Here is a 22,519-nt window from a genome sequence, read left to right as displayed (position 1 = left end):
ACACCACTCCCAAGCTTCCCGGAGAAAGCGCTTACCCCCAAGGCTTCTGGAGGCACCAGATGCACCTGAGATCCGCCCTCGCGTGCGCCGGCCTGCTGGCCGGTGCACTGGTCGCGCTGTCCGGAAACCCGGCGCAGGCCGCGACCACCCGGTACGAGGCCGAGACCTCGCCCGCGATCTGCACCGGCACCATCGACTCCGACTGGGCCGGGTTCTCCGGCAGCGGCTTCTGCAACGGCACCAACGCCACCGGCGCGTACGCCCAGGTCACCGTGAACGCGGCCGCCGCGGGCACGGCCACCCTGAACATCCGGTTCGCCAACGGCACCACCACCGCCCGCCCGGCGAGCCTGATCGTCAACGGCACCACCGTGCAGACCCCGTCCTTCGAGGGCACCGGCACCTGGTCGACCTGGACGACCAAGTCGCTGACCGTGAACCTCAACGCGGGCAGCAACACCATCCGTCTCAGCCCGACCACCGCCGGCGGCCTGCCCAACCTCGACCACGTCGACGCGGTGACCGGCGACACCCCGCCGCCGACCGGCAGCGCGCTCTACGTCGCCCCGAACGGCACCGACGGCGCGGCCGGCACCCAGTCGGCGCCCACGACACTGACCTCGGCGATCAGCCGGATCTCCGCGGGCGGCACGATCTACGTGCGCGGAGGGACGTACAACCAGGCCGCGACGGTCACCATCCCGGCGGGCCAGAACGGGACTTCCGGTGCCCGCACCACGCTGGCCGCCTACCCGGGTGAGACCCCGGTACTCAACTTCTCGGCGCAGAGCGAGAGTTCGTCCAACCGCGGGCTCCAGCTGAACGCCTCGTACTGGCACATCAAGGGGCTGGTCGTCGAACGGGCCGGGGACAACGGCATCTTCGTCGGCGGCAGCAACAACGTCATCGAGCGGACGGTGACCCGCTTCAACCGGGACACCGGGCTCCAGCTCGGCCGGATGACCTCCACCACGCCGACCGCGCAGTGGCCGTCGAACAACCTGATCCTGAGCGCCGAGTCGCACGACAACGCCGACTCCGACGGCGAGGACGCCGACGGCTTCGCCGCGAAGCTCACCACCGGCACCGGCAACGTCTTCCGCTACGCCGTCGCCCACCACAACATCGACGACGGCTGGGACCTCTACACCTACGCCGACGAGGACCCCATCGGCCCGGTGACCATCGAGGACTCGCTCTCCTACGAGAACGGCACCCTCAGCGACGGCTCCCAGGCGGGCGCGGGCGACCGCAACGGCTACAAGCTGGGCGGCGAGGACGTGCCGGTCAACCACATCGTCCGGCGCAGCTTCGCCGTCGACAACGGCAAGCACGGGTTCACCTACAACAGCAACCCGGGCTCGATGACGATCTCCAACAACGTCAGCGTCGACAACACCGAGCGCAACTTCAACTTCGACGCAGGCACCTCGGTGTTCCGGAGCAACACCTCCTGCCGCAGTGACAGCGGCACCAACGACCGGATCATCGGCGACTCCGACAGCTCCAACCAGTTCTGGTCCGGCACCAACGGCTCCCGCTGCTCCTCCTACGACGGCACCCTCGGCTGGTCGCTCGCCTCGGACGGCAAGCTGGTGGTGACGTTCGGCGGCTCGGTGGTCTCGCCCTAGGGCCTGTCGTCACCGCGTCCCCACGCTCCGCAGGATCACCGGAACCAACGTCCTTGCCACGTCCACGACTTCGCGCACCGAGACCCGCTCCCGTGCGCTGTGGGCGACCTGGATGTCACCGGGCCCGTACTGGAGCGTGGGGATCCCGGCCCCGGAGTAGAGCCGCAGATCGCTGCCGTACGTCGCACCCCGCACCGGCAGCCGCCCGTCCCCGACCGCGTCGGACCGGGCCTCGCGCACCAGGTCGGCGAGGGGATGCCCGTCCGGCAGCGCACCGCTCGCGAACTGCCCGCCAGGCCAGGTGACGACCGCCGGATGCTCCCGCAGCCACGGATCGTCCGCACACGCCTCGGCCACACACCGTCCGAACTCGGCCCGCGCGTCGGCCGGTTCCTCCCCCAGCCGCACCCCGAGCCGTCCCTCGGCCACCAGCAGATCGGGCACGCTGCTCGCCCAGTCACCGGCGCGCACGGTACCGACCGAGAGGCCGTACGGGATCGGGTGCTCCGCCATCAGCGGTGCCGGGTCCCTGTTGCGCTCGGCCTCCAGACGGGCCAGCGCCGCGTGCAACGGCAGATAGGCGTCGATCGCGCTGACGCCCTGCTCCCGTGAGCTCCCGTGCGCGGACTTGCCCGGCACGGCGATCCGGAAGGTCAGCGCGCCCGCGTTGGCGGTGATGACGCTCCCGCCGGTCGGCTCGGCGATGACACAGGCGTCACCGCGGTACCCGCGCCGCAGGGTCCCGAAGGCGCCGATCCCGCCGTCCTCCTCCCCCACGACGAAGTGCACGGCGACCCGCCCGCGCAGCCGGACCCCGGCCGCGCGGATCGCGGCGAGCGCGGCGAGGTGCGCGACCAGCCCGGCCTTCATGTCACAGGCACCCCGCCCGTGCACGAGATCTCCGGTGACCCGGGGGACGAAGGGGTCCCCGTCCCAGGCGGCGAGGTCTCCGGGCGGCACGACATCGACGTGACCTTGGAGGATGAGGGTCGGCCCGTCACCGTCCCCGGCCGTGCCGACCAGGCCCCACGCCTCGTCGCGTGGAGCCTCGGAGCCGGGGAAGTCGGGGTCGGCGCGGAGGGCGTCGAGGCCCATGGACCACAGGTCGACGTCGAGGTCGAGAAGTTCGAGCCGCCGGGCCAGCAAGTGCTGCAACTCCGACTCGGCAGCGCTGCCGGTGACGCTGGGGACGGCGATGAGTTCCAGCAGCGTACGAGCAACAGCGGCCTCATCAACGGCACCAAGCGCAAGACCCTCTTCACGGCTCAACATAACGCCGGATAGTAAGACTCCCCAGGGGCGCGGGGAACTGCGCGACCAGCCCCCACGCACCCGCACCCGGCAAAGCACCTAACCGCCCCCCACGGTGAACCCGATGACAGAACCGCCCCCCGCCCGCCGCAAGGCGAAGGTCGCGCCCCCATGCGCCAACGCGACCTCCCGAACGATCGACAACCCCAGCCCCGACCCCGGCAGCGACCGCGCGTCCGCGGCCCGATAGAACCGATCGAAGACATGCGTCAGATCGTCGTCGGCAACCCCGGGCCCCCGGTCCAGCACCTCCACCCGCACAATCCCATGCACCGCGGGCCCCGCCACATTGATCTCGATAGGGGCCGTCCCTTGACGGTCGAACTTCGCCGCGTTCTCCACCAGGTTGGACATCGCCCGCTGAAGCATCCCCGGCCGCCCGTCCGTCGTCGTGTCCCCGCTGGCCCGCACCACGATCCGCCGCCCCGTACGCCGCTGCGCGAGCCCCGCCACGTCCTCAGCGATATCGGCGAGATCCACCCGCTGCGGCGGCTCGGAGTCGGACTGACCGGCCGCGAGGTCCACCAGCTCATTGACGAGATCGGTCAGTTCACGGGCCTCCGTCGCGAGGTCGGCGACCAGTTCGTCCCGCGTCTCCGGCGGGAACTCGTCGATCCGGCGCAGCAGGGAGATATTGGTCCGCAGCGAGGTCAGCGGCGTCCGCAGCTCGTGCCCCGCGTCCTGCACCAGCCGCCGCTGGTCCTCCTCGGACTGGGCGAGCCGCCCGAGCATGCGGTCGAAGGCCCGGCCGAGGCGGCCGACCTCGTCGTAGCCGGTGACCGGCACCTGGATGCCGAGCCGCCGGGTCCGCGCGACGTCCTCCGCGGCGGAGGCGAGGACGATCAGCCTGCGGGTGATCCGCCGGGCCAGCCACCACCCGAACAGCCCGGCCCCGACCACGACCGCCGACATCAGGATCAACGTCCGCTGCTGAAGCGCCCGCAGCAGATCCTCGGTGTTGCTGAACTCCTGCGCGATCTGCACCGCTCCCCGGCCGCCGCCGAAGGAGACGGTGGCGACGCGGTAGACGTCGTTGCCGACATCGACGTCCGCGTGCACGACCGTGCGCCCGGAGACCTGCTGAGCGGCGATCCGCCGGTCGGAGCCGGTGACGGGAAGTCCGGGACGTCCGGGATCGTAGACGGAGCCGTCCGGCCCGAGGACCTGCACATCCGTCCGGGCGGGGCGCACCAGGTCGTGGCCCGGCGCGGTGGAGGAGAAGTCCACCGGGTCCATCCGGCGGTTGCTGACCTCGTCGCGTACGTCCTGCACCACCTCGTCGAAGACGGACTGCTGGTCGACCCGGACCAGCCGGGCGGCGGCGCTGTAGGACAGGATGCCGACGAGGACGGTGACGACGGCGGTCACCGTCGCGAAGGACACCGCGAAGGTGGTGCGCAGCGAGACCAGCCGGGGCCGCGGGCGCCGCAGCAGCCGCCTGACGCGGCCCACTCAGTCCTCCCGGAGCACGTAACCCACGCCGCGCACCGTGTGGATCAGCGGCGGGGCGCCGGGCTCGTCGAGCTTGCGGCGCAGATAGCCGACGTAGACGGCGAGGTTCTTGGAGCCGGGGCCGAAGTCGTAGCCCCAGATGCGGTCGTAGATGGTGGCGTGGTCGAGGACGATCCCGGCGTTGCGCGCCAGCAGTTCCAGCAGCTCGAACTCGGTGCGGGTCAGCTCCAGTTCGCGCTCGCCGCGCCAGGCCCGGCGGGCCTGCGGGTCCATCCGCAGCCCGGCCGCCTCCAGCGAGCGCTCGGGCGGCTGCTCGGGGGTCTCCTCGGGCTCGGGGACCTGCACGGGCGCGGCGCCGGTCCGCCCGGTGCGGCGCAGCAGGGCGCGCAGCCGGGCGAAGACCTCCTCCACGTCGAAGGGCTTGACGACGTAGTCGTCGGCGCCCGCGTCCAGGCCCGCGATCCGGTCCTGGGTCTCCACGAGCGCCGTCAGCATCAGGATGGGGGTGCGGTCGCCCTCGGCGCGCAGCACCCGGCAGACCTGGAGGCCGTCGATGCCGGGCATCATCACATCGAGGACGAGGACGTCCGGCGGCGAGGTGTGGGCCTGCGCCAGCGCCTCCACGCCGTCGGCGACCGCGGTGACCCGGTAGCCCTCCAGGGTCAGGGCACGCTCCAGGGCGTGCCGGATGGCGCGGTCGTCTTCGGCGAGCAGCACGGTCTGGGACACGCTGCCAGTGTGCCAACCCGGTTCGGACTCCGGCGTGACGGGCGGCTCACCCGGAGTCCTTCTTACTGGCCTCTCACCCGGTGGGCCGCAGCGCCGCCAGCTGCTCCGCGAACGGCACCACCGCGAGGTCGTCCTTCGCCGGCCGCGCCGAGCCCAGCCCCGTCATCAGCGCCGCCAGCTCCCCCGCCGCCCGCTCGATCCGCCCGTCCAGACCCTCCGCGCCCCAGTCCTCCGAGGCCGCGTAGACACCGGTCGGGACGACCACGGCGTGCAGGTGGGCGAAGAGGGGGCGCAGGGCGTGTTCCAGGACCAGCGAGTGGCGGGCGGTGCCGCCGGTCGCGGCGATCAGCACCGGCTTGCCCGCCAGCGCGTCCTGCTCCAGCACGTCGAAGAACGACTTGAACAGTCCGCTGTACGACGCCGAGAACACCGGGGTGACCACGATCAGCCCGTCCGCCGCCGTGATGGCCTGCTGTGCGGCGGACAGCTTCCGGCCGGGGAAGCCGTTGGTGAAGTTGTGCGCGATCTCCACGGCGAGGTCGCGCAGCTCCACGACCTCGACCTCGACCGGGGTCCGGGCGCCTACGGCGGCGGCCAGCCGGTCGCCGAGCAGCCGGGTGGAGGACGGGACGCTCAGCCCCGCCGACACGACGACGAGCTTCATCAGACGGTCACCTCCTGGGAGGAGCTGTCCTGCGCGGACATCTCCTGCGCGGACTTGAGGGATGTGTGGGTCGGGGCGTCCGGCACGTCCGCCGGGCGGTTCTTCGCGAACTCCTCGCGCAGGACCGGGACGACCTCCTCGCCGAGCAGGTCGAGCTGCTCCAGCACGGTCTTCAGCGGCAGCCCGGCGTGGTCCATCAGGAACAGCTGGCGCTGGTAGTCACCGGCGTAGTCGCGGAAGGCCAGGGTCTTCTCGATGACCTGCTGCGGGGAGCCGACGGTCAGCGGGGTCTGCTCGGTGAAGTCCTCCAGGGAGGGTCCGTGGCCGTAGACCGGCGCGTTGTCGAAGTAGGGGCGGAACTCGCGCACCGCGTCCTGCGAGTTCTTCCGCATGAACACCTGCCCGCCGAGGCCGACGATCGCCTGCTCGGCGGTGCCGTGGCCGTAGTGGGCGTAGCGGCTGCGGTACAGCTCGACCATCCGCTTGGTGTGGTCGGCCGGCCAGAAGATGTTGTTGTGGAAGAAGCCGTCACCGTAGAACGCGGCCTGCTCGGCGATCTCCGGGGAGCGGATGGAGCCGTGCCAGACGAACGGTGCTACGCCGTCCAGCGGGCGGGGCGTGGACGTGAAGCCCTGGAGGGGCGTGCGGAACTGGCCCTCCCAGTTCACGACGTCCTCGCGCCACAGGCGGTGCACCAGGTTGTAGTTCTCGATGGCGAGGTTGATGCCCTCGCGGATGTCCTTGCCGAACCAGGGGTAGACCGGGCCGGTGTTGCCGCGGCCCATCATCAGGTCGACCCGGCCGTCGGCCAGGTGCTGGAGCATCGCGAAGTCCTCCGCGATCTTCACCGGGTCGTTGGTGGTGATCAGCGTGGTGGAGGTGGAGAGGACCAGCTTCTCCGTCCGCGCCGCGATGTAGCCGAGCATGGTGGTCGGCGAGGACGGCACGAACGGCGGGTTGTGGTGCTCGCCGGTCGCGAAGACGTCCAGGCCGACCTCCTCGGCCTTCAGCGCGATGGCGACCATGGCCTTGATGCGCTCCCGCTCGGTCGGTGTCCGGCCCGTGGTGGGGTCCGGTGTGACATCGCCGACGCTGAAGATCCCGAACTGCATGGTCGCTCACCCTCCAGGTTGTTGACTGTTCAACTATACCCTGGGAACGGTGACCCCTCGCGAGCTATTCCCGGCCTGCTCAGGGCGTCCAGTGCGGGTCACGTCCGGTGTCGGCGAGCAGCCGCTCGAAGGCCGGCGCGTCCTCCGCCACCGGCACGGGCGCCCCGAAGACGCCCATCTTCCGGGCCGTCGGCTCCAGCTCCTCGACCGCCGCGGCCAGCTCCGCCACGACCGCCTCGTCCGCGCCGGAGTACTCCTGGCCCGTCGCCCGCGCCAGGTCCCACACATGCACGGTCAGATCCAGCAGGGCCATCGAGCCGACCAGCCGCGCCGGCATGTTCATCGCGCCCGTCGTGCCCTCCTCGGCGCCGGGCGCGGACCAGAGCGCCACCAGCCGGTCCGTCTCCTCGGCGAACAGCTCGCGCCACTCGGGGCTCCCGGCCAGCCGGTCCGGGGTCTCGCCGAAGTCCGAGTCCTGCTTCACCGCCAGCCGCTGGAACTGGACGACCACCTGGAACAAGTGGTTGCACAGCGCCTTCACGTCGTACTCCGCGCACGGCGTGGGACCGCCGAGGGCCGGGTCCGGGATGCCCCGCACCACCGGGACCGCCCGCTCCCGCGCCATGGCCAGCAGCTCACCGATGCCGTACGTCTTCACAGGGTTCGTGTCCATGCCCCGACCGTAGGAGCGGCGACGGCCGCTCTTCTTGAAGAAACGCGACATACGATCCGAGGATGGAAGCTCGCCGGCGTGACACCGACACCCGGGGCATCGTGGACCCGGCCGGACTGCTGACCCGCGTGCGCTTCCGCCGCCACCGGCCGGCCGAGCCGCTGGGCCGCTACGTCGAGTGGTACTGGCTGATCGACTGGGACCTGCCCGAGCCGTACGCCTCACAGATCGTCCCGCACCCGGCCGTCAACCTCACCTTCCAGTGGGACGAGGACGAGGGTCCGCCCTACGGGGAGCTGACCGGGGTGACCCTCGGTCTGTACACCCGCAAGCTGAGCGGACGCGGCCGGGTCTGCGGGGTGAAGTTCCGCCCCGGCGGCTTCCGCCCGTACGCCCCCGGGGATCCCGTCTCCCGGTGGACGGACCGCGCGCTGCCCGCCGAGGAGGTCTTCCCGCGGGCCACGGGCGAGGCCGCCCGCACGATCGTCACCCCCGTCGACGACCGTGACCGGGTGGCCGCCCTCGACGCGTTCCTGCTGGCCCTGGCCCCCGCCCCGGACCCCCAGGCCGACCTCGCCATGGAGCTCGTCCGGCGCATCCGCGCCGACCGCGCGCTCCGCCGGGTGGGGGACTTCGCCGACGCGGAGGGGCTGTCGACCCGGGCACTCCAGCGGCTGTTCTCGGCCTATGTGGGCGTCAGTCCCAAGTGGGTGCTGCTGCGGTACCGCATCCAGGAGGCCCTGGACCACGCCGGCACCCGCCCCGACCTCGACTGGGCCGCCCTCGCCAACGAACTCGGCTACGCCGACCAGGCCCACCTGATCCGGGACTTCACGGCCACGGTGGGGGTGCCGCCGACGGCGTACGCGCAGGCGGCGACCCCCTCGTAGCCGCCGGTCACGGCACCAGCACCAGGCGCCCGCGCAGGCCGCCCGCGGCCAGTCGGGCGTGGGCCTTCGCCGCGTCGTCCAGGGCGTAGGTCTCGGCGACCCGGAGGGTCAGGACGCCCTCGTCGACCAGTCGGGACAGCTCGGCGAGCGCGCCGCCGTCGGCGTTCACCTCGACCGCGCCGACCCGCACCCCGCGCACCGACGCCGGTTCGGCGTGCGGGATGACGCCGATGTAGGCGCCGCCGTCGCGCACCCGCTCCAGGGCCGCCTCGCCGAGGAACGCCGCGTCGAGCACGGCGTCGAAGCCGCCCTCGTCGGCGCCCGCGAGCCGGGCCGCCCCCAGCGACCGTACGAGCTCCTCGTCCGTCTCCCGGGCCAGCGCCGTCGCGGTGATCCCGCGGTGCGCGGCGAGCTGGAGGGCGTACCCGCCGACCGCCCCCGCGGCACCGGTCACCAGCAGCGACTGGCCCGGCTCCACCCCGAGCAGGTCAAGGGCCTGTACGGCGGTCAGGGCGTTCAGCGGAAGCGTGGCCGCGTGCACGGCGTCGGCGCTCGCGGGGGCCTTGGCCACCGCGTCCGCGTCCACGACGACGTACTCGGCGTGCGTGCCGTGCGGCTTCAGCGGGCCGTAGACGAGGGCCACGACGTCCTCGCCGACGGTCCAGTCGGCGGCCGTGCCGGCCGCGTCCACCGTCCCGGCGACGTCCCAGCCAAGGCCGATCCGCTGCCCGGCGCCCCCGAAGACGCCCGCCCGGACCCCGGAGTCGACCGGGTTCAGCGTGGCCGCCGCCACCTTGATCCGTATCTGGCCGGCGCCCGGCTCCGGCACCTCGGTCTCCACGAGCTCCACGGCCTCGGGTCCGCCGAACGTCGTCACCACTGCTGCGCGCATGTCTGAACAGCTCCTCGAAAGGTTGAGCGCCTCGGTATCTCCTCGGCTTCCGCAACCCTAGGAAGAGCTACTATCTATTCGTAAGTAGTTACCTGAGAGTGCGTACATACCCCAGAGGTGAGCCATGGCGACCATGACGGCGGCGCAGCGACGCGAGCAGGCACGTCTGGATTACGACGCGTTCATCAAGGGGTGCCCCACCAACCAGCTGCTCGACCGGCTCAGCGACAAGTGGGTCAGCCTGGTCGTCGCCGCCCTCGCCGCCGGGCCCATGCGCTACAGCGACCTCGGCCGCAAAATCGCCGGGGTCAGCCCCAAGATGCTCACCCAGACCCTGCGCTCACTGGAGCGCGACGGCATCCTCTCCCGCGAGGTGACGCCGTCCGTCCCGGTCCGGGTCGACTACGAGCTCACCCCGCTCGGCCACAGCCTGTCGCTGCTGCTGACGGCCGTGAAGGACTGGGCCGAGACCCACATCGAGCAGGTCCACGAGGCCCGGGAGCGCTACGACTCCGTGCAGGACGTCTAGAAGTCCGGGGCGCCTAGAAGTAGTAGGCGTCCCCGGTGTCCAGGATCAGCACCCGCTGACGGTCGTTGAGGGGGTTGCGGTCCACCGCCCCGCCGCTCCACACCGTGTCGATCTCCAGCTGCACCTCGGTGGGCGCCTCCCGCAGCCGTACCCGCAGCGCGATCCGCTCCCCCACCTCGTCCGCCGCCAGCGCGCCCACCCGGCACAGCACCGCCTTCGTCCCGGTCCGGGCGCAGCCGTCGGGCAGGTCCTGCCGGTCCGCCAGCGGCTCCGACCAGCGCAGCCGCACCGTCGCGTCCGGCACCTCCGACGGCCCGTGGTTGCGCGGGGTGAACCGCAGGTCGACCTCGCCGGAGACCAGCGCCGCGGCCCCGTGATACGCCAGGTCGGCCTCCTGGCCCTGAGCGGCACCGGCCGCCGACGCCCCGCCCGCCACCAGCACCGCCGCCACGACCCCGGCCCCGAGCACCCGCACACTCCGCATACCGCCGACCTCTCCCAGGCATTCCTCGTACTTGTCGTACGGATGTATGCCACGCGGAGCGGGCCGCAGGCGCCGTCCATCAGGTGACGGGCCGCGGGCGGGCGTGTGCGAGGCTGCGCGCATGTCCGTCCTGCGCTCCGCCACCCTGTTCGTCGTCGCCGCCCTCTTCGAGATCGGCGGCGCGTGGCTGGTCTGGCAGGGCGTGCGGGAGCACCGCGGCTGGGTGTGGATCGGCGGGGGCGTCCTCGCGCTCGGCGCCTACGGCTTTGTGGCGACCCTCCAGCCCGACGCCGAGTTCGGCCGCATCCTCGCCGCGTACGGCGGGGTGTTCGTGGCCGGCTCGCTCGCCTGGGGCATGGTCGCGGACGGCTACCGGCCCGACCGCTGGGACGTGCTGGGCGCGCTGATCTGCCTCGCGGGAATGGCCGTGATCATGTACGCCCCGCGCGGCGAATAACGGGCCCGGTTCAGGCGGGCTCGTCCGGCAGCAGGCCGAGCTGGTCCAGGAAGTCCATCTGGTCGAAGTAGAGGCGGTAGCTGACGATCCGGCCGTCCCGGACGGTGGCGAGGTCCACGCCGCGGATCCGGACCGCTTTCCCGGTCGCGGGCAGCGTCTCCCCGTCGGGCAGTGCGATCGGCCCGCTGTTGGTGCCGCTGAACCAGCCCTCGTCGATGGCGGTGTCGCCGGTCTCGTAGGCGTGCTCGGGCACGAAGGTGCCGTCCGGCACGGCGTCCGTCATCTGCCGCCAGTAGTCGACGATGTTGTCCCGCCCGGTGACTTCCCCGCCGTCGGGTGTGAAGGCGACCGCGTCCTCCGCGAAGAGCTCCGCGAGCGCCTTCAGATCCGGTTCCCCGGTGACCGCCTCGGTCAGCCGGTCCATCAGCTCACGCGCCTGTCCCATGGTCCACCTCCGATACGGAAGCCCTCCGGTCATTTTCTCCCGCATGCACCCCACCCGCCTGTGGACGGCTGCGGGTGAGTGGGGGCCGGTCGCGCAGTTCCCCCGCGGCCGCACAGACCACCGAAGCGCCCGCCTATCCTGGCCGGACAGCCTTTCGAGGGCTGCCCCAATCGTCCGAGGACCCGAGGAGCACCACCCATGGCCCCCGCCGCACCGTCCGCCGCCTCCCGTATCGCGATCATCACCGGCGCGAGCGGCGGAATCGGCGCCGCCACCGCGCGGCAGCTCGCCGCGGCCGGATACCGGGTCGTGCTGACCGCCCGCCGCAAGGACCGCATCGAGGCGCTGGCCGAGGAGATCAACGCGGCCGGGCACTCCGCCGCCGCCTACCAGCTGGACGTCACCGACCGGGCCGCGGTCGACGAGTTCGCCACCGCCTTCCCGGCGATCGGCGTCCTGGTCAACAACGCCGGCGGCGCCCTGGGCGCCGACCCGGTGGCCACCGGCGACCCGGCCGACTGGCGCGCGATGTTCGAGACCAACGTCATCGGCACCCTCAACCTCACCCAGGCCCTGCTGCCGAAGCTGGAGGCGAGCGGCGACGGCACGGTCGTCGTGGTGTCCTCCACGGCGGGCCTCGGCACCTACGAGGGCGGCGCGGGCTACGTCGCCGCCAAGCACGGCGAGCACGTCCTCGCCGAGACCCTCCGGCTGGAGATCGTCGGCCGGCCGGTCCGGGTGATCGAGGTCGCGCCCGGCATGGTGAAGACGGACGAATTCGCGCTCACCCGCTTCGGCGGCGACACCGAGAAGGCCGCCAAGGTCTACCAGGGCGTGGCCGAGCCCCTCACCGCCGACGACGTCGCGGACACCATCAGCTGGGCGGTGACCCGCCCGAGCCACGTCAACATCGACCTCCTCGTCGTCCGCCCGCGCGCCCAGGCCTCCAACACGAAGGTGCACCGAGAGCTGTGAGCCCCGACGGGAACGGCCCGGAACCCGAGCCGAAGGAGCAGCACAACGAGCGCCAGATGTGGTGGTGGCTCGGCTACTTCCTGTTCGGCATCCACATCGTGGCGTTCGTCATGATCTACGCGGTCACCCACGCGCCGAAGTAGAACCGACGTAGAACGGTGGCCGTGGACAGACACCTGCGCTTCGACGCCCTGCACAACTTCCGCGACCTCGGCGGCTACCGCACGACCGACGGCCGCCGGATCCGCCCCGCCCTCCTCTACCGCGCCGACTCCCTCGGCAAGCTCAGCGAAGGCACCGAGGACTGGACCCGCTTCCTCGCGCTGGGCGTCCGTACGGTGATCGACCTGCGCCATCCCTGGGAGATCGAGGCCCGGGGCCGGGTCCCGGACCACCCCGGCCTGACGTACCGCAACCTCAGCATCGAGCACCGCCCCTACGACCAGGCCGCACAGCCGCCCGGCGTCCTCGCGGGCCCGTATCTGGCGGAGCGCTACCTGGAGGTCGCCGAGGACGGCACCGAGGAGATCCGCCAGGCCCTCGAACTCATCGCGAAATCGGCGGAGTCGGACGAGCCCCTGGTCTTCCACTGCGCCTCCGGCAAGGACCGCACGGGCGAGCTGGCGGCCCTGGTGCTGTCCCTGCTCGGCGTGGACGAGCAGACGATCATCGAGGACTTCAGCCTCACCGAGCTGGCCACCGAGGCCCTGCTCGCCGACTGGCGGGCCCGCAACGACGGCCGCTCCCCGCGCTGGCCGGACTTCGCCCGCGCCCCGGAGTCGGTGATGCGGCTCTTCCTCGCCGCCCTGAAGGAGCGCCACGGCTCGGTCGAGGGCTATGTCACCGAGGCCCTCTCCCTGGACGCGGAGGCCCTCGCACGCACCCTGCGAGGCGCGCTGCTGGAACAACCGCCCGCCGAATGGCCCGAGTTGGCCTACCGCAAGGCGACGGAGGAGGACGCCCCCACGCTGGTCCGCCTGCGCGACTCGGCGGCGCTGTGGCAACTGGCCCGCGGCATCGACCAGTGGAAGCCGGGCGAGAAGGGCGCCGACCACTTCCGCGCCCGGACGCGCGACGGCGAGGTCTGGCTGGCCCACTCGGGCGGCCACCTCGCCGGAGCCTGGGAACTGTGGTGGTCCGACCCGGCCGCCTGGGGCCCCCGCCCCGACGAGGCGGGCTACATCCACCGCCTGATGACCACGCCCCACACGGCCCCTCCGGGCACCGGCCGCGCCCTCCTGGCCCGGGCGGAGTCCCGCATCACCGAGACCGGCCGCCCCTACGCCCGCCTGGACTGCCTCAGCTCCAACCCCCGCCTGCGCGCGTACTACGAGTCCGCGGGCTACCGGGTGGTCGGCGAACAGCGGGCCAAGCAAGGCGGCGCGGGAAGCCCGTACGCGGTGACGCTGATGGAGAAAAGGCTGGCGTGACAGACGAAGGGCCCGGGCCTCGACGGCCCGGGCCCTCGCGCGGTCAGCCCTTCACGCAGACGACCTGCTTCAGCTTCGCCACGACCTCCACCAGGTCCCGCTGCTGATCGATGACCTGCTCGATCGGCTTGTAGGCGCCCGGGATCTCGTCCACGACACCGGAGTCCTTACGGCACTCCACGCCCCGCGTCTGCTCCTCCAGGTCCTTGGTGGAGAAGCGGCGCTTGGCGGCGTTGCGGCTCATGCGCCGCCCCGCGCCGTGCGAGGCCGAGTTGAAGGACAGCGGGTTGCCGAGGCCCTTCACGATGTACGAACCCGTGCCCATCGAGCCCGGGATGATCCCGTACTCGCCGGAGCCGGCCCGGATCGCGCCCTTGCGGGTCACGAGCAGGTCCATGCCCTCGTAGCGCTCCTCGGCCACGTAGTTGTGGTGCGCGCTGATCTCCGGCTCGAAGACCGGCTTGGCCTTCTTGAACTCCTTGCGGACCACGTCCTTCAGGAGCGCCATCATGATCGAGCGGTTGTACTTCGCGTACTCCTGCGCCCAGAACAGGTCGTTGCGGTACGCCGCCATCTGCGGGGTGTCCGCGACGAAGACGGCGAGGTCGCGGTCGACCAGGCCCTGGTTGTGCGGGAGCCTCTGGGCCACGCCGATGTGGAACTCGGCGAGTTCCTTGCCGATGTTGCGGGAGCCGGAGTGCAGCATCAGCCAGACGGCACCCTCGGTGTCGGTGCACACTTCGACGAAGTGGTTTCCGCTGCCGAGCGTCCCCATCTGCTTGGTGGCCCGCTCCTGCCGGAACTTCACCGCGTCCGCGATCCCGTCGAAGCGTCCCCAGAAGTCGTCCCACCCGGCCGTGCCGAAGCCGTGCATCCGGGTCGGGTCGACGGCGTCGCCGTGCATGCCACGGCCCACCGGAATCGCCTGCTCGATCTTCGACCGCAGCCGCGACAGGTCACCGGGGAGATCGTTCGCGGTCAGGGACGTCTTCACCGCCGACATTCCGCAACCGATGTCCACGCCCACCGCGGCCGGGCACACCGCGCCCTGCATCGCGATGACGGACCCCACCGTCGCGCCCTTGCCGTAGTGCACGTCCGGCATGACCGCCAGACCCTTGATCCACGGCAGGGTCGCCACATTCCGCAGCTGCTGGAGGGCCACGTCCTCCACCGTCGTCGGATCCGTCCACATCCGGATCGGAACCTTCGCGCCCGGCATCTCTACGTACGACATATCGTCCTCATTCCCCCGACAGGTAACACAAGTCTTAAATCGCAAAACCGGCGCCAAGGTCAACGAAAGGGACAACGGACCGGCGTTCACGGCAGTGCGTGCGATACACATTGTCTGCAGGGGCCGCCCCTGCCCCGCAAACCATTTCCGCAGCGAGAGGAGCCGACCGTGCAGCGGAAGGCGTACGTACCCGGCGCCGTCGCGCTCCTCGCGGCACTGCTGGCCGGCTGCACCGGAAGCTCCTCGGACGGCGGCCCGACGGACGGCTCCAACCCCGGCGACTCCGGTACGGCGACGGCCGCGGCCGAGCCCGGCCGCTACCGCACGCTCCCGGAGCCCTGTGGCGCGGCCGACCCGGACACCCTCGACCTCCTGCTGCCCGGCATCCCGCAGATCGCCGACGAGGACCAACAGGAGAAGGCGTACGAGGGCACCCCGACCGTCACGTACGACACCGACCGCAAGGTCGGCTGCCGCTGGAAGGTGGAGTCGGCCGACGCCACCGACCACCTCTTCATCGACTTCGAGCGGGTCGTGTCCTACGACAACGCCGTCAGCGACGACAGCCAGGCCGAGCAGGTCTTCGCGACGCTGCGCACGGAGGCCGACCTCCCGGAGCCGACGATCTCGGACACCGAGGCGGTGGACGACGCCACCAGCACCCCGACCGACGCCGCGTCCGCCTCCGCCTCCCCCTCGGACTCGACCTCCCCCTCTTCCTCCCCCCCTTCTTCTCCCTCCTCCACACCCACCGACCTCCAGCCCCGCGTCCTCGACGACCTCGGCGACGAGGCGTTCCTGGACGACGCGTTGAGCAGCGCCGGTTCGACCGCCCAGCAGCGCACGGTGACTGTGGCATTCCGCACGTCCAACGTCATCGTGACCATCCAGTACGAGGAGCAGCCGGCCACCGTCGGCGCGGTCCCGGACAGCAAGGAAATGCAGGACAGGGCGCTGAATCTGGCGGCCGAACTCGCGGACACGCTGGCCGGCTGAGCCTCGCGCGAGGCCGTTTGTGAAGACGGCGAAAGAGAAACACACGCCTTGCGCACCGCGTACCGTGGCCCCTCGGACCCGATCCGACCGCAGGAGCACGAGCAGCGCGATGAGTGAAGGAACCATGCAGCGACCAGCACAGCGAGAGCAGCTCAACCAGCGAACGAAGCGCCTGAGCCGGGTACTTCTCGGTGCCGCCACGGTCCCGGTGATGCTGATCGCCGCCGGCTGCTCCTCCGACTCCGGCTCGGACAGCGCGAGCAAGAACTCCGCTGCCGAGACCTCGGCGTCGGCGAGCCCGTCGCCCACGGTGCAGGCCGCCGCGTACGACAAGCTGCCCGAGGCCTGCGACGTACTGTCGGGCGACACTCTCGGCGATCTCGTGCCGAAGGCGGGCAAGTCCGGCAAGGAGGGCGCGTCCAACGACACCGCGACGCGCGCCAGCTGCTCCTGGAGCAGCCTCGACAACAACGGTGTGGACGGTTCGCAGTTCCGCTGGCTGAACGTCTCGCTGCTGCGCTTCGAGTCCGACGTCACCCGTGGCTCGGGCGACAAGCTGGCGCAGGAGTACTACGCCAAGCAGGTCAAGGACGTCCAGGCGGTGGAGGGCGCGAAGAACGTCAAGTCGGAGCCGGTCACCGGGACGGGCGACGAGGCGACGGCGGTGCGCTACGACCTGAAGAAGAAGGAAGGCTCCTTCAAGCAGCAGACCATCGTGGCCCGCGTCGAGAACGTCGTCATCACCCTCGACTACAACGGCGCCGGTCTCGCGGGCGAGAAGACGCCGAGCGCGGACACCCTCACCAAGCTGGCCAAGCAGGCCACCAAGGAAGCGGTGACCGCGGTCACGAAGGCCAACGGCACGGACGGCGGCTCGGCGAGCGCGAATCCGTCCAAGTCGGCGTCAAAGTCCCCGTCGAAGTCGTCCTCGAAGTCGCCCTCCAAGAAGGCGACGACGAAGAGCTGACCCTCCGGCAATACGTACGCCGCACACATGTGCCACCCTGTTGCGCGCAACAACACGCAAGGGGAGGGGAAGACGAGTGGCCGGGCCACCGCAACTGACCCGGACACACCGCGTTCTCATCGGCGTGGTCGTGTTCGGCGCAGTGATCATCGCCGGTATCGGCTTCGCCGGTTCGTACGCGGCCGTCCGTGAGCTGGCCCTGCAGAAGGGCTTCGGGAACTTCAGCTATGTGTTCCCGATCGGCATCGACGCGGGCATCTGTGTGCTGCTCGCCCTGGACCTGCTCCTGACCTGGATCAGGATCCCCTTCCCGCTGCTGCGCCAGACCGCCTGGCTGCTGACGGCCGCCACCATCGCCTTCAACGGCGCGGCGGCCTGGCCGGACCCGCTGGGCGTCGGCATGCACGCGGTGATCCCGATCCTGTTCGTGGTGTCCGTGGAAGCGGCCCGCCATGCGATCGGGCGCATCGCGGACATCACCGCGGACAAGCACATGGAGGGCGTCCGCCTGACCCGCTGGCTGCTCAGCCCGGGCCCGACGTTCCTCCTGTGGCGCCGCATGAAGCTCTGGGAGCTGCGCTCCTACGAGCAGGTCATCAAGCTGGAGCAGGAACGTCTCGTCTACCAGGCCCGCCTCCGCTCCCGCTTCGGCCGATCCTGGCGCCGCAAGGCCCCGGTGGAGTCCTTGATGCCGCTGCGGCTGGCCCGCTACGGCGTCCCCCTGGCGGAGACGGCCCCGGCGGGCCTGGCGGCGGCGGGCATAGAACCGGCGGTGATACCCGCCACCGACGTAGCTGCGGGCAGTCGTGCCGCTGGGGCGGCGCCCGTGCCACTGAACGGCGCACCTCCCAGCGAGCAGCGCCCCCAACTGGTCGCGAACCAGCACCCCGAGCACTACGACTACGGGCCCGAGCCGGAAGAAAGCCCGTGGCTGCACGCCAGGCACCCGGAACAGATCGAGTACCACGGCGGCTACGACCCCGCGTTCGACCCGGGCTACGACCAGTGGCACGAGGAAGAACCCCCGGCCCCCGAACCCTCCCCGGAGGAGACCGGCAGCTTCCCCATCCCGGTGGCCCCCGGCCGAACCCGCGAGCTGGGCGAGGGCGGCGGCAACCCGGAGCCGGACGAGGAGTCGTACTACCAGGTCTTCCGCCAGTCGATAGACGGCAGCTACCCCACGCCCCGGGTCCTGGGCGACAACATCCAGGCGACCTACGGCACGACCCTGAGCCCCAGCGAGCTGAAGAACCTCACGGAGCGCTTCCAGAAGCGCCACTCGGAGGAACTCGAAGAGGACCACATCGCGTAAGGCGCGACGCAAGGCGCAAAGGGAAGAAGGGGCCCTCCGCCTACGGAGGGCCCCTTCCTCATGCGTACCGGCTACTCCCCGAGCAGCGCCCGCACCCGCTCCTGCCCGACCGCCAACAGCAGCGTGGGCAGACGCGGACCGGTGTCACGGCCGACCAGCAGGTGGTACAGCAGCGCGAAGAACGTGCGCTGGGCCGTCTTGATCTCCGGCGGCAGCTCCTTGGGCGTGGCGTCCGCCGAGAACCCGGCCTGCACCTTGGGCACGCCGTAGACGAGGTGCGTCAGCCCGTCCAGGGACCAGTGCGAGGCCAGCCCGTCGAGCAGCAGCCGCAGCGAACGCTGGGACGCCTCGTCGAGTGACTTCAGCAGTTCGGCGTCCGGCTCGTCCCGCACGATGGTCCGCTGGTCGGCGGGGACGTGCGTGTTGATCCAGGCCTCGGCCTTGTCGTAGCGGGGCCGGGCCTCGTCCAGCGCCGCGAGCGGGTTGGCCGGGTCCAACTCGGACAGGATCCGCAGCGCCTGGTCCGCGTGCCCGGCGGTGATGTCGGCGACGGACGCGAGCGTCCGGTACGGCATCGGCCGGACCGTGCGCGGCAGGTCACCGCCCGCCGTGCGCACCGCACGCGAGTGCGCGGCGGCGTCCGCCGGGAGCACCGAGCCGTCGGCGACCTTGGCGTCGAGCTTGTCCCACTCGTCGTAGAGCCGCTGGATCTCCTGGTCGAAGGCGATCTTGAAGGACTGGTTCGGACGGCGCCGCGCGTACAGCCAGCGCAGCAGCTGCGGCTCCATGATCTGGAGGGCGTCCGCGGGCGTCGGCACCCCGCCCCGCGACGACGACATCTTCGCCATCCCGGAGATGCCGACGAACGCGTACATCGGGCCGATCGGCTGCTTGCCGCCGAAGATCCCGACGATCTGCCCGCCGACCTGGAACGACGACCCCGGCGAGGAGTGGTCGACACCGCTCGGCTCGAAGACCACGCCCTCGTAGGCCCAGCGCATGGGCCAGTCGACCTTCCACACCAGCTTGCCGCGGTTGAACTCGCTCAGCCGCACGGTCTCGGCGAAGCCGCACACGGTGCAGGTGTACGACAGCTCGGTGGTCTCGTCCTCGTAGGAGGTGACCGTCGTCAGGTCCTTCGCGCAGTTGCCGCAGTACGGCTTGTACGGGAAGTACCCGGCGGAGCCGGAGGACCCGTCGTCCTCGGCGGCCGCCCCCGAGCCCTCGGCGGCCTCCAGCTCGGCCTCGTCGACCGGCTTCTGCGACTGCTTCTTCGCGGGGGCCTTCTTGGTCCGGTACTGGTCGAGGATCGCGTCGATGTCGCCGCGGTGCTTCATGGCGTGCAGGATCTGCTCGCGGTACACCCCGGAGGTGTACTGCGCGGTCTGGCTGATCCCGTCGAACTCCACGCCCAGCTCGGCGAGCGAGTCGACCATCGCGGCCTTGAAGTGCTCGGCCCAGGTCGGGTGCGCGGAGCCCTTCGGCGCCGGGACGGAGGTCAGCGGCTTGCCGATGTGCTCGGCCCACGACTCGTCGACCCCGGCGATCCCGGCCGGCACCTTGCGGTAGCGGTCGTAGTCGTCCCAGGAGATCAGGTGCCGGACCTGGTACCCGCGGCGCCGGATCTCGTCCGCGACGAGGTGCGGCGTCATCACCTCACGGAGATTGCCCAGGTGAATGGGCCCGGACGGGGACAGACCGGACGCGACGACGACCGGTTTGCCCGGGGCCCGACGCTCCGACTCCTCGATGACCTCATCCGCGAAACGGGAGACCCAGTCGGTGGTCTCGGTGCTCTGAGCCACGATCGGCACGTCCTTCTTTCTCCAGGGCAGCCATCCGGTCAAGGCTGACGTCAACATTCTCCCAGCTACCCGGGCAACCGCGAAAACGCCTTTTCAGCGCGGCGCCCGATGAGGCGGCGCAGCCGCCTCCAAGGGGCGCGGGGAACTGCGCGACCAGCCCCCACCGGCCCGCAGGGTCAAAAATCCCTTTACCCCCCATGGGATACTGACGGCGTCTATCAATCCACCGAGGAGAACGGCTCCCACCCCATGGCCCCGGTCACGTCGCTCACCGATCTCGTCAACCAGCGCCTCACCGACGCCCTCGCTTCCGCCCTGCCGGAAAGCGACGGAGTCGACCCGCTGCTGCGACGTAGCGACCGCGCCGACTTCCAGGCCAACGGAATCCTCGCGCTGGCCAAGAAGGCGAAGGCCAACCCGAGGGAGCTGGCGACCCAGGTCGTGGGCAACATCGTCACCGGCGACGTGATCAAGGACGTGGAGGTCTCCGGCCCCGGCTTCCTGAACGTCACCGTCGCCGACAGCGCGATCACCGAGACCCTCGCCGCGCGCGCCGCCGACGACCGGCTCGGCGTGCCGCTGAAGGCGAACCCCGGCGTCACGGTCATCGACTACGCCCAGCCGAACGTGGCCAAGGAGATGCACGTCGGCCACCTCCGCTCCGCGGTGATCGGCGAGGCCCTGCGCGGCATGCTCGACTTCACCGGCGAGAAGACGATCGGCCGGCACCACATCGGCGACTGGGGCACCCAGTTCGGCATGCTCATCCAGTACCTGATCGAGAACCCGGGCGTGCTGACCCCGGCGTCCGAGGTCGACGGTGCGGAGGCGATGAGCAACCTGAACCGGGTCTACAAGGCCTCGCGTGCCGTGTTCGACTCCGACGACGCCTTCAAGGAGCGGGCCCGTAAGCGGGTCGTCGCCCTGCAGTCCGGCGACAAGGAGACGCTGGAGCTGTGGCAGCAGTTCGTGGACGAGTCGAAGGTCTACTTCTACTCGGTCTTCGAGAAGCTGGACATGGAGATCCGGGACGACGAGATCGTCGGCGAGTCGGCGTACAACCATCTGATGCCGGAGACCGCGCGGATGCTGGAGGAGTCCGGTGTCGCCGTGCGCTCCGAGGGCGCGCTGGTGGTCTTCTTCGACGAGATCCGCGGCAAGGACGACCAGCCGGTGCCGCTGATCGTGCAGAAGGCGGACGGCGGCTTCGGCTACGCGGCCTCCGACCTCTCCGCGGTCCGCGACCGGGTCTTCGACCTGCACGCGACGACGCTCCTGTACGTCGTGGACGTCCGCCAGTCCCTGCACTTCAGGATGGTCTTCGAGGCGGCCCGCCGGCAGGGCTGGCTCAACGACGACGTGACCGCCCACAACATGGGCTACGGCACGGTCCTCGGCGCGGACGGCAAGCCGTTCAAGACCCGTGAGGGCGAGACGGTCCGGCTGGAGGACCTGCTGGACGAGGCGGTGCAGCGGGCCGCCGAGGTCGTCCGGGAGAAGTCGCAGGACCTCACCGAGGACGAGATCCAGGAGCGGGCCGCGCAGGTCGGCATCGGCGCCGTGAAGTACGCGGACCTGTCGACGTCGGCGAACCGGGACTACAAGTTCGACCTGGACCAGATGGTGTCGCTGAACGGCGACACCTCCGTGTACCTCCAGTACGCGTACGCCCGGATCCAGTCGATCCTGCGCAAGGCGGGCGAGTCGAAGCCGGCCGCGCACCCGGAGCTGGAACTCGCCCCGGCGGAGCGGGCGCTGGGCCTGCACCTGGACGGCTTCGGCGGCACGGTCCTCGACGCGGCCGCCGAGTACGCGCCGCACAAGCTGGCCGCGTATCTGTACCAGCTGGCCTCGCTGTACACGACGTTCTACGACAAGTGCCCGGTCCTCAAGGCCGACACCGACGAGCAGAAGGAGAACCGCCTCTTCCTCTGCGACCTCACCGCCCGGACCCTGCACCGGGGCATGGCCCTGCTCGGCATCCGCACCCCCGAGCGGCTCTAGGCGCGTGACCGCGGCCCGTCCTCTCCCCCGCGGGAGGACGGGCCGCGGCGTTTTCGGGCGCCGGCTCAGCCGTAGTCGTTCGCGAACCGCTTGAACGCCGCCTTGGTCTGCGGACCGGCGATGCCGTCGATGTCCCCCCGGTAGCCGTAGTGCTGCTTGAGCATGCGCTGGAGGCCCTTGACGGTGCCGCTGCCGACGATGCCGTCGATCGGGCCGCGGTACTGCCAGTGCTTCTTCAGATACCGCTGCATCGCCTGCCAGCTCCCGGTGCCGAGCAGGCCGTCGATGGGTCCGGAGTAGCCCCAGTCCCGGTGGAGCACGCGCTGGAGGTTCTTCGCCTGCGCCTTGCTCAGGCCGAGGTTGTTCACGGCGAGCGGCGCCACGCTCTCGGCGGCCACCGCCGGTTTGGTGTCCTGTGCGGTGGCCGCGGCGCCGGTGCCCGCGGCCGCCAGGCTTCCGACCGCGATCCCCACGGCGGTGCCCGCTCCGACGAGGGTCCTCGTCACTGCTCGCATTGCCTTCCC

The 22,519-nt window shown here is 71.1% G+C and carries 23 protein-coding genes; 11 read left to right on the top strand and 12 right to left on the bottom strand.

Going from position 1 to position 22,519, the window contains the following annotated elements; genetic code table 11:
• Positions 1 to 59 precede the first annotated feature (59 nt).
• Entirely contained in the window at positions 60 to 1,631 is a 1,572-nt protein-coding gene (locus STRCI_RS23235; RefSeq protein ID WP_269660892.1) for a carbohydrate-binding protein, read from the top strand.
• 9 nt (positions 1,632 to 1,640) lie between these two features.
• Here STRCI_RS23235 and STRCI_RS23230 read toward each other — a convergent pair whose 3' ends face one another.
• From STRCI_RS23230 to STRCI_RS23205, 6 genes are all read right to left on the bottom strand, one after another.
• Positions 1,641 to 2,903, bottom strand: a complete 1,263-nt coding sequence (locus STRCI_RS23230) for an ArgE/DapE family deacylase (RefSeq protein WP_269660891.1) — start codon at positions 2,901 to 2,903, stop codon at positions 1,641 to 1,643.
• Between the two features lie 78 nt (positions 2,904 to 2,981).
• The gene (locus tag STRCI_RS23225; protein ID WP_269660890.1) at positions 2,982 to 4,394 is read right to left on the bottom strand and encodes a sensor histidine kinase; all 1,413 of its coding nucleotides are present in this window, start codon (positions 4,392 to 4,394) and stop codon (positions 2,982 to 2,984) included.
• Positions 4,395 to 5,123 (bottom strand): response regulator transcription factor, encoded by a 729-nt coding sequence (locus tag STRCI_RS23220; RefSeq protein ID WP_269660889.1) that lies wholly within the window; start codon positions 5,121 to 5,123, stop codon positions 4,395 to 4,397.
• Between the two features lie 73 nt (positions 5,124 to 5,196).
• The gene (locus tag STRCI_RS23215) at positions 5,197 to 5,787 is read right to left on the bottom strand and encodes an FMN reductase (RefSeq protein WP_269660888.1); all 591 of its coding nucleotides are present in this window, start codon (positions 5,785 to 5,787) and stop codon (positions 5,197 to 5,199) included.
• Positions 5,787 to 6,899, bottom strand: a complete 1,113-nt coding sequence (locus STRCI_RS23210; protein ID WP_269660887.1) for an LLM class flavin-dependent oxidoreductase — start codon at positions 6,897 to 6,899, stop codon at positions 5,787 to 5,789. Before STRCI_RS23210 ends, STRCI_RS23215 begins: the two co-directional genes overlap by 1 nt.
• A 79-nt stretch (positions 6,900 to 6,978) precedes the next feature.
• A complete protein-coding gene (locus STRCI_RS23205; protein ID WP_269660886.1) occupies positions 6,979 to 7,572 on the bottom strand; it encodes a TIGR03086 family metal-binding protein in 594 nt (197 codons plus the stop codon).
• 62 nt (positions 7,573 to 7,634) lie between these two features.
• Here STRCI_RS23205 and STRCI_RS23200 point away from each other — a divergent pair, with 62 nt between their 5' ends.
• The gene (locus STRCI_RS23200; RefSeq protein WP_269660885.1) at positions 7,635 to 8,462 is read left to right on the top strand and encodes a helix-turn-helix domain-containing protein; all 828 of its coding nucleotides are present in this window, start codon (positions 7,635 to 7,637) and stop codon (positions 8,460 to 8,462) included.
• 7 nt (positions 8,463 to 8,469) lie between these two features.
• On the opposite strand, the gene STRCI_RS23195 is transcribed toward STRCI_RS23200, so the two are convergent.
• A complete protein-coding gene (locus STRCI_RS23195; RefSeq protein ID WP_269660884.1) occupies positions 8,470 to 9,354 on the bottom strand; it encodes an NADP-dependent oxidoreductase in 885 nt (294 codons plus the stop codon).
• A 124-nt stretch (positions 9,355 to 9,478) separates the two neighbouring features.
• Between STRCI_RS23195 and STRCI_RS23190 the strand changes: the two genes are divergently transcribed.
• Positions 9,479 to 9,883: a winged helix-turn-helix transcriptional regulator gene (locus tag STRCI_RS23190; protein ID WP_269660883.1), complete on the top strand. Its 405-nt coding sequence runs from the start codon at positions 9,479 to 9,481 to the stop codon at positions 9,881 to 9,883.
• 13 nt (positions 9,884 to 9,896) lie between these two features.
• On the opposite strand, the gene STRCI_RS23185 is transcribed toward STRCI_RS23190, so the two are convergent.
• Complete coding sequence (locus tag STRCI_RS23185) at positions 9,897 to 10,367, bottom strand: hypothetical protein (RefSeq protein WP_269660882.1); 471 nt, start codon at positions 10,365 to 10,367, stop codon at positions 9,897 to 9,899.
• Positions 10,368 to 10,488: 121 nt separating this feature from the next.
• On the opposite strand from STRCI_RS23185, the gene STRCI_RS23180 reads away from it, so the two are divergent.
• Positions 10,489 to 10,824 (top strand): YnfA family protein, encoded by a 336-nt coding sequence (locus STRCI_RS23180; RefSeq protein ID WP_269660881.1) that lies wholly within the window; start codon positions 10,489 to 10,491, stop codon positions 10,822 to 10,824.
• 10 nt (positions 10,825 to 10,834) lie between these two features.
• Here the strand turns inward: STRCI_RS23180 and STRCI_RS23175 are convergent, their stop codons facing one another.
• Positions 10,835 to 11,269 carry an ester cyclase gene (locus STRCI_RS23175; RefSeq protein WP_269660880.1) on the bottom strand — a complete coding sequence of 145 codons (435 nt, stop codon included), beginning with the start codon at positions 11,267 to 11,269 and terminating at the stop codon, positions 10,835 to 10,837.
• A 198-nt stretch (positions 11,270 to 11,467) separates the two neighbouring features.
• On the opposite strand from STRCI_RS23175, the gene STRCI_RS23170 reads away from it, so the two are divergent.
• Genes STRCI_RS23170 through STRCI_RS23160 form a run of 3 tightly spaced genes read left to right on the top strand, consistent with a single transcriptional unit; the run spans position 11,468 to position 13,674 of the window.
• Positions 11,468 to 12,244, top strand: a complete 777-nt coding sequence (locus tag STRCI_RS23170; RefSeq protein ID WP_269660879.1) for an SDR family NAD(P)-dependent oxidoreductase — start codon at positions 11,468 to 11,470, stop codon at positions 12,242 to 12,244.
• Entirely contained in the window at positions 12,241 to 12,387 is a 147-nt protein-coding gene (locus STRCI_RS23165; protein WP_269660878.1) for a hypothetical protein, read from the top strand. The genes STRCI_RS23170 and STRCI_RS23165 overlap by 4 nt, the downstream gene beginning before the upstream one ends.
• Before the next feature lie 21 nt (positions 12,388 to 12,408).
• Entirely contained in the window at positions 12,409 to 13,674 is a 1,266-nt protein-coding gene (locus tag STRCI_RS23160; protein ID WP_269660877.1) for a GNAT family N-acetyltransferase, read from the top strand.
• A gap of 43 nt (positions 13,675 to 13,717) precedes the next feature.
• Here STRCI_RS23160 and STRCI_RS23155 read toward each other — a convergent pair whose 3' ends face one another.
• Complete coding sequence (locus tag STRCI_RS23155; RefSeq protein WP_269660876.1) at positions 13,718 to 14,911, bottom strand: RtcB family protein; 1,194 nt, start codon at positions 14,909 to 14,911, stop codon at positions 13,718 to 13,720.
• Positions 14,912 to 15,079: 168 nt separating this feature from the next.
• Here STRCI_RS23155 and STRCI_RS23150 point away from each other — a divergent pair, with 168 nt between their 5' ends.
• The 3 genes from STRCI_RS23150 to STRCI_RS23140 all read left to right on the top strand — a co-directional run bounded on the left by STRCI_RS23150 (position 15,080) and on the right by STRCI_RS23140 (position 18,186).
• Positions 15,080 to 15,907 carry a DUF3558 domain-containing protein gene (locus tag STRCI_RS23150; RefSeq protein WP_269660875.1) on the top strand — a complete coding sequence of 276 codons (828 nt, stop codon included), beginning with the start codon at positions 15,080 to 15,082 and terminating at the stop codon, positions 15,905 to 15,907.
• Positions 15,908 to 16,016: 109 nt separating this feature from the next.
• Entirely contained in the window at positions 16,017 to 16,874 is an 858-nt protein-coding gene (locus STRCI_RS23145) for a DUF3558 family protein (protein WP_269660874.1), read from the top strand.
• Positions 16,875 to 16,950: 76 nt separating this feature from the next.
• Positions 16,951 to 18,186, top strand: a complete 1,236-nt coding sequence (locus tag STRCI_RS23140; protein WP_269660873.1) for a DUF2637 domain-containing protein — start codon at positions 16,951 to 16,953, stop codon at positions 18,184 to 18,186.
• A gap of 71 nt (positions 18,187 to 18,257) precedes the next feature.
• Here STRCI_RS23140 and lysS read toward each other — a convergent pair whose 3' ends face one another.
• A complete protein-coding gene (gene lysS, locus STRCI_RS23135) occupies positions 18,258 to 20,000 on the bottom strand; it encodes a lysine--tRNA ligase (protein WP_269660872.1) in 1,743 nt (580 codons plus the stop codon).
• Positions 20,001 to 20,240: 240 nt separating this feature from the next.
• Here lysS and argS point away from each other — a divergent pair, with 240 nt between their 5' ends.
• The gene (argS, locus tag STRCI_RS23130; protein WP_269660871.1) at positions 20,241 to 21,995 is read left to right on the top strand and encodes an arginine--tRNA ligase; all 1,755 of its coding nucleotides are present in this window, start codon (positions 20,241 to 20,243) and stop codon (positions 21,993 to 21,995) included.
• A 65-nt stretch (positions 21,996 to 22,060) separates the two neighbouring features.
• Here the strand turns inward: argS and STRCI_RS23125 are convergent, their stop codons facing one another.
• Positions 22,061 to 22,510, bottom strand: a complete 450-nt coding sequence (locus STRCI_RS23125) for a peptidoglycan-binding domain-containing protein (RefSeq protein WP_269660870.1) — start codon at positions 22,508 to 22,510, stop codon at positions 22,061 to 22,063.
• Positions 22,511 to 22,519: the final 9 nt, after the last annotated feature.

The organism is Streptomyces cinnabarinus, from assembly GCF_027270315.1.
In the GTDB taxonomy this organism is placed as follows: Bacteria; Actinomycetota; Actinomycetes; order Streptomycetales; family Streptomycetaceae; genus Streptomyces; species Streptomyces cinnabarinus.
Note: the sequence above shows the minus strand (reverse complement) of the source record. Positions and strands in the feature narration are given on the sequence as shown.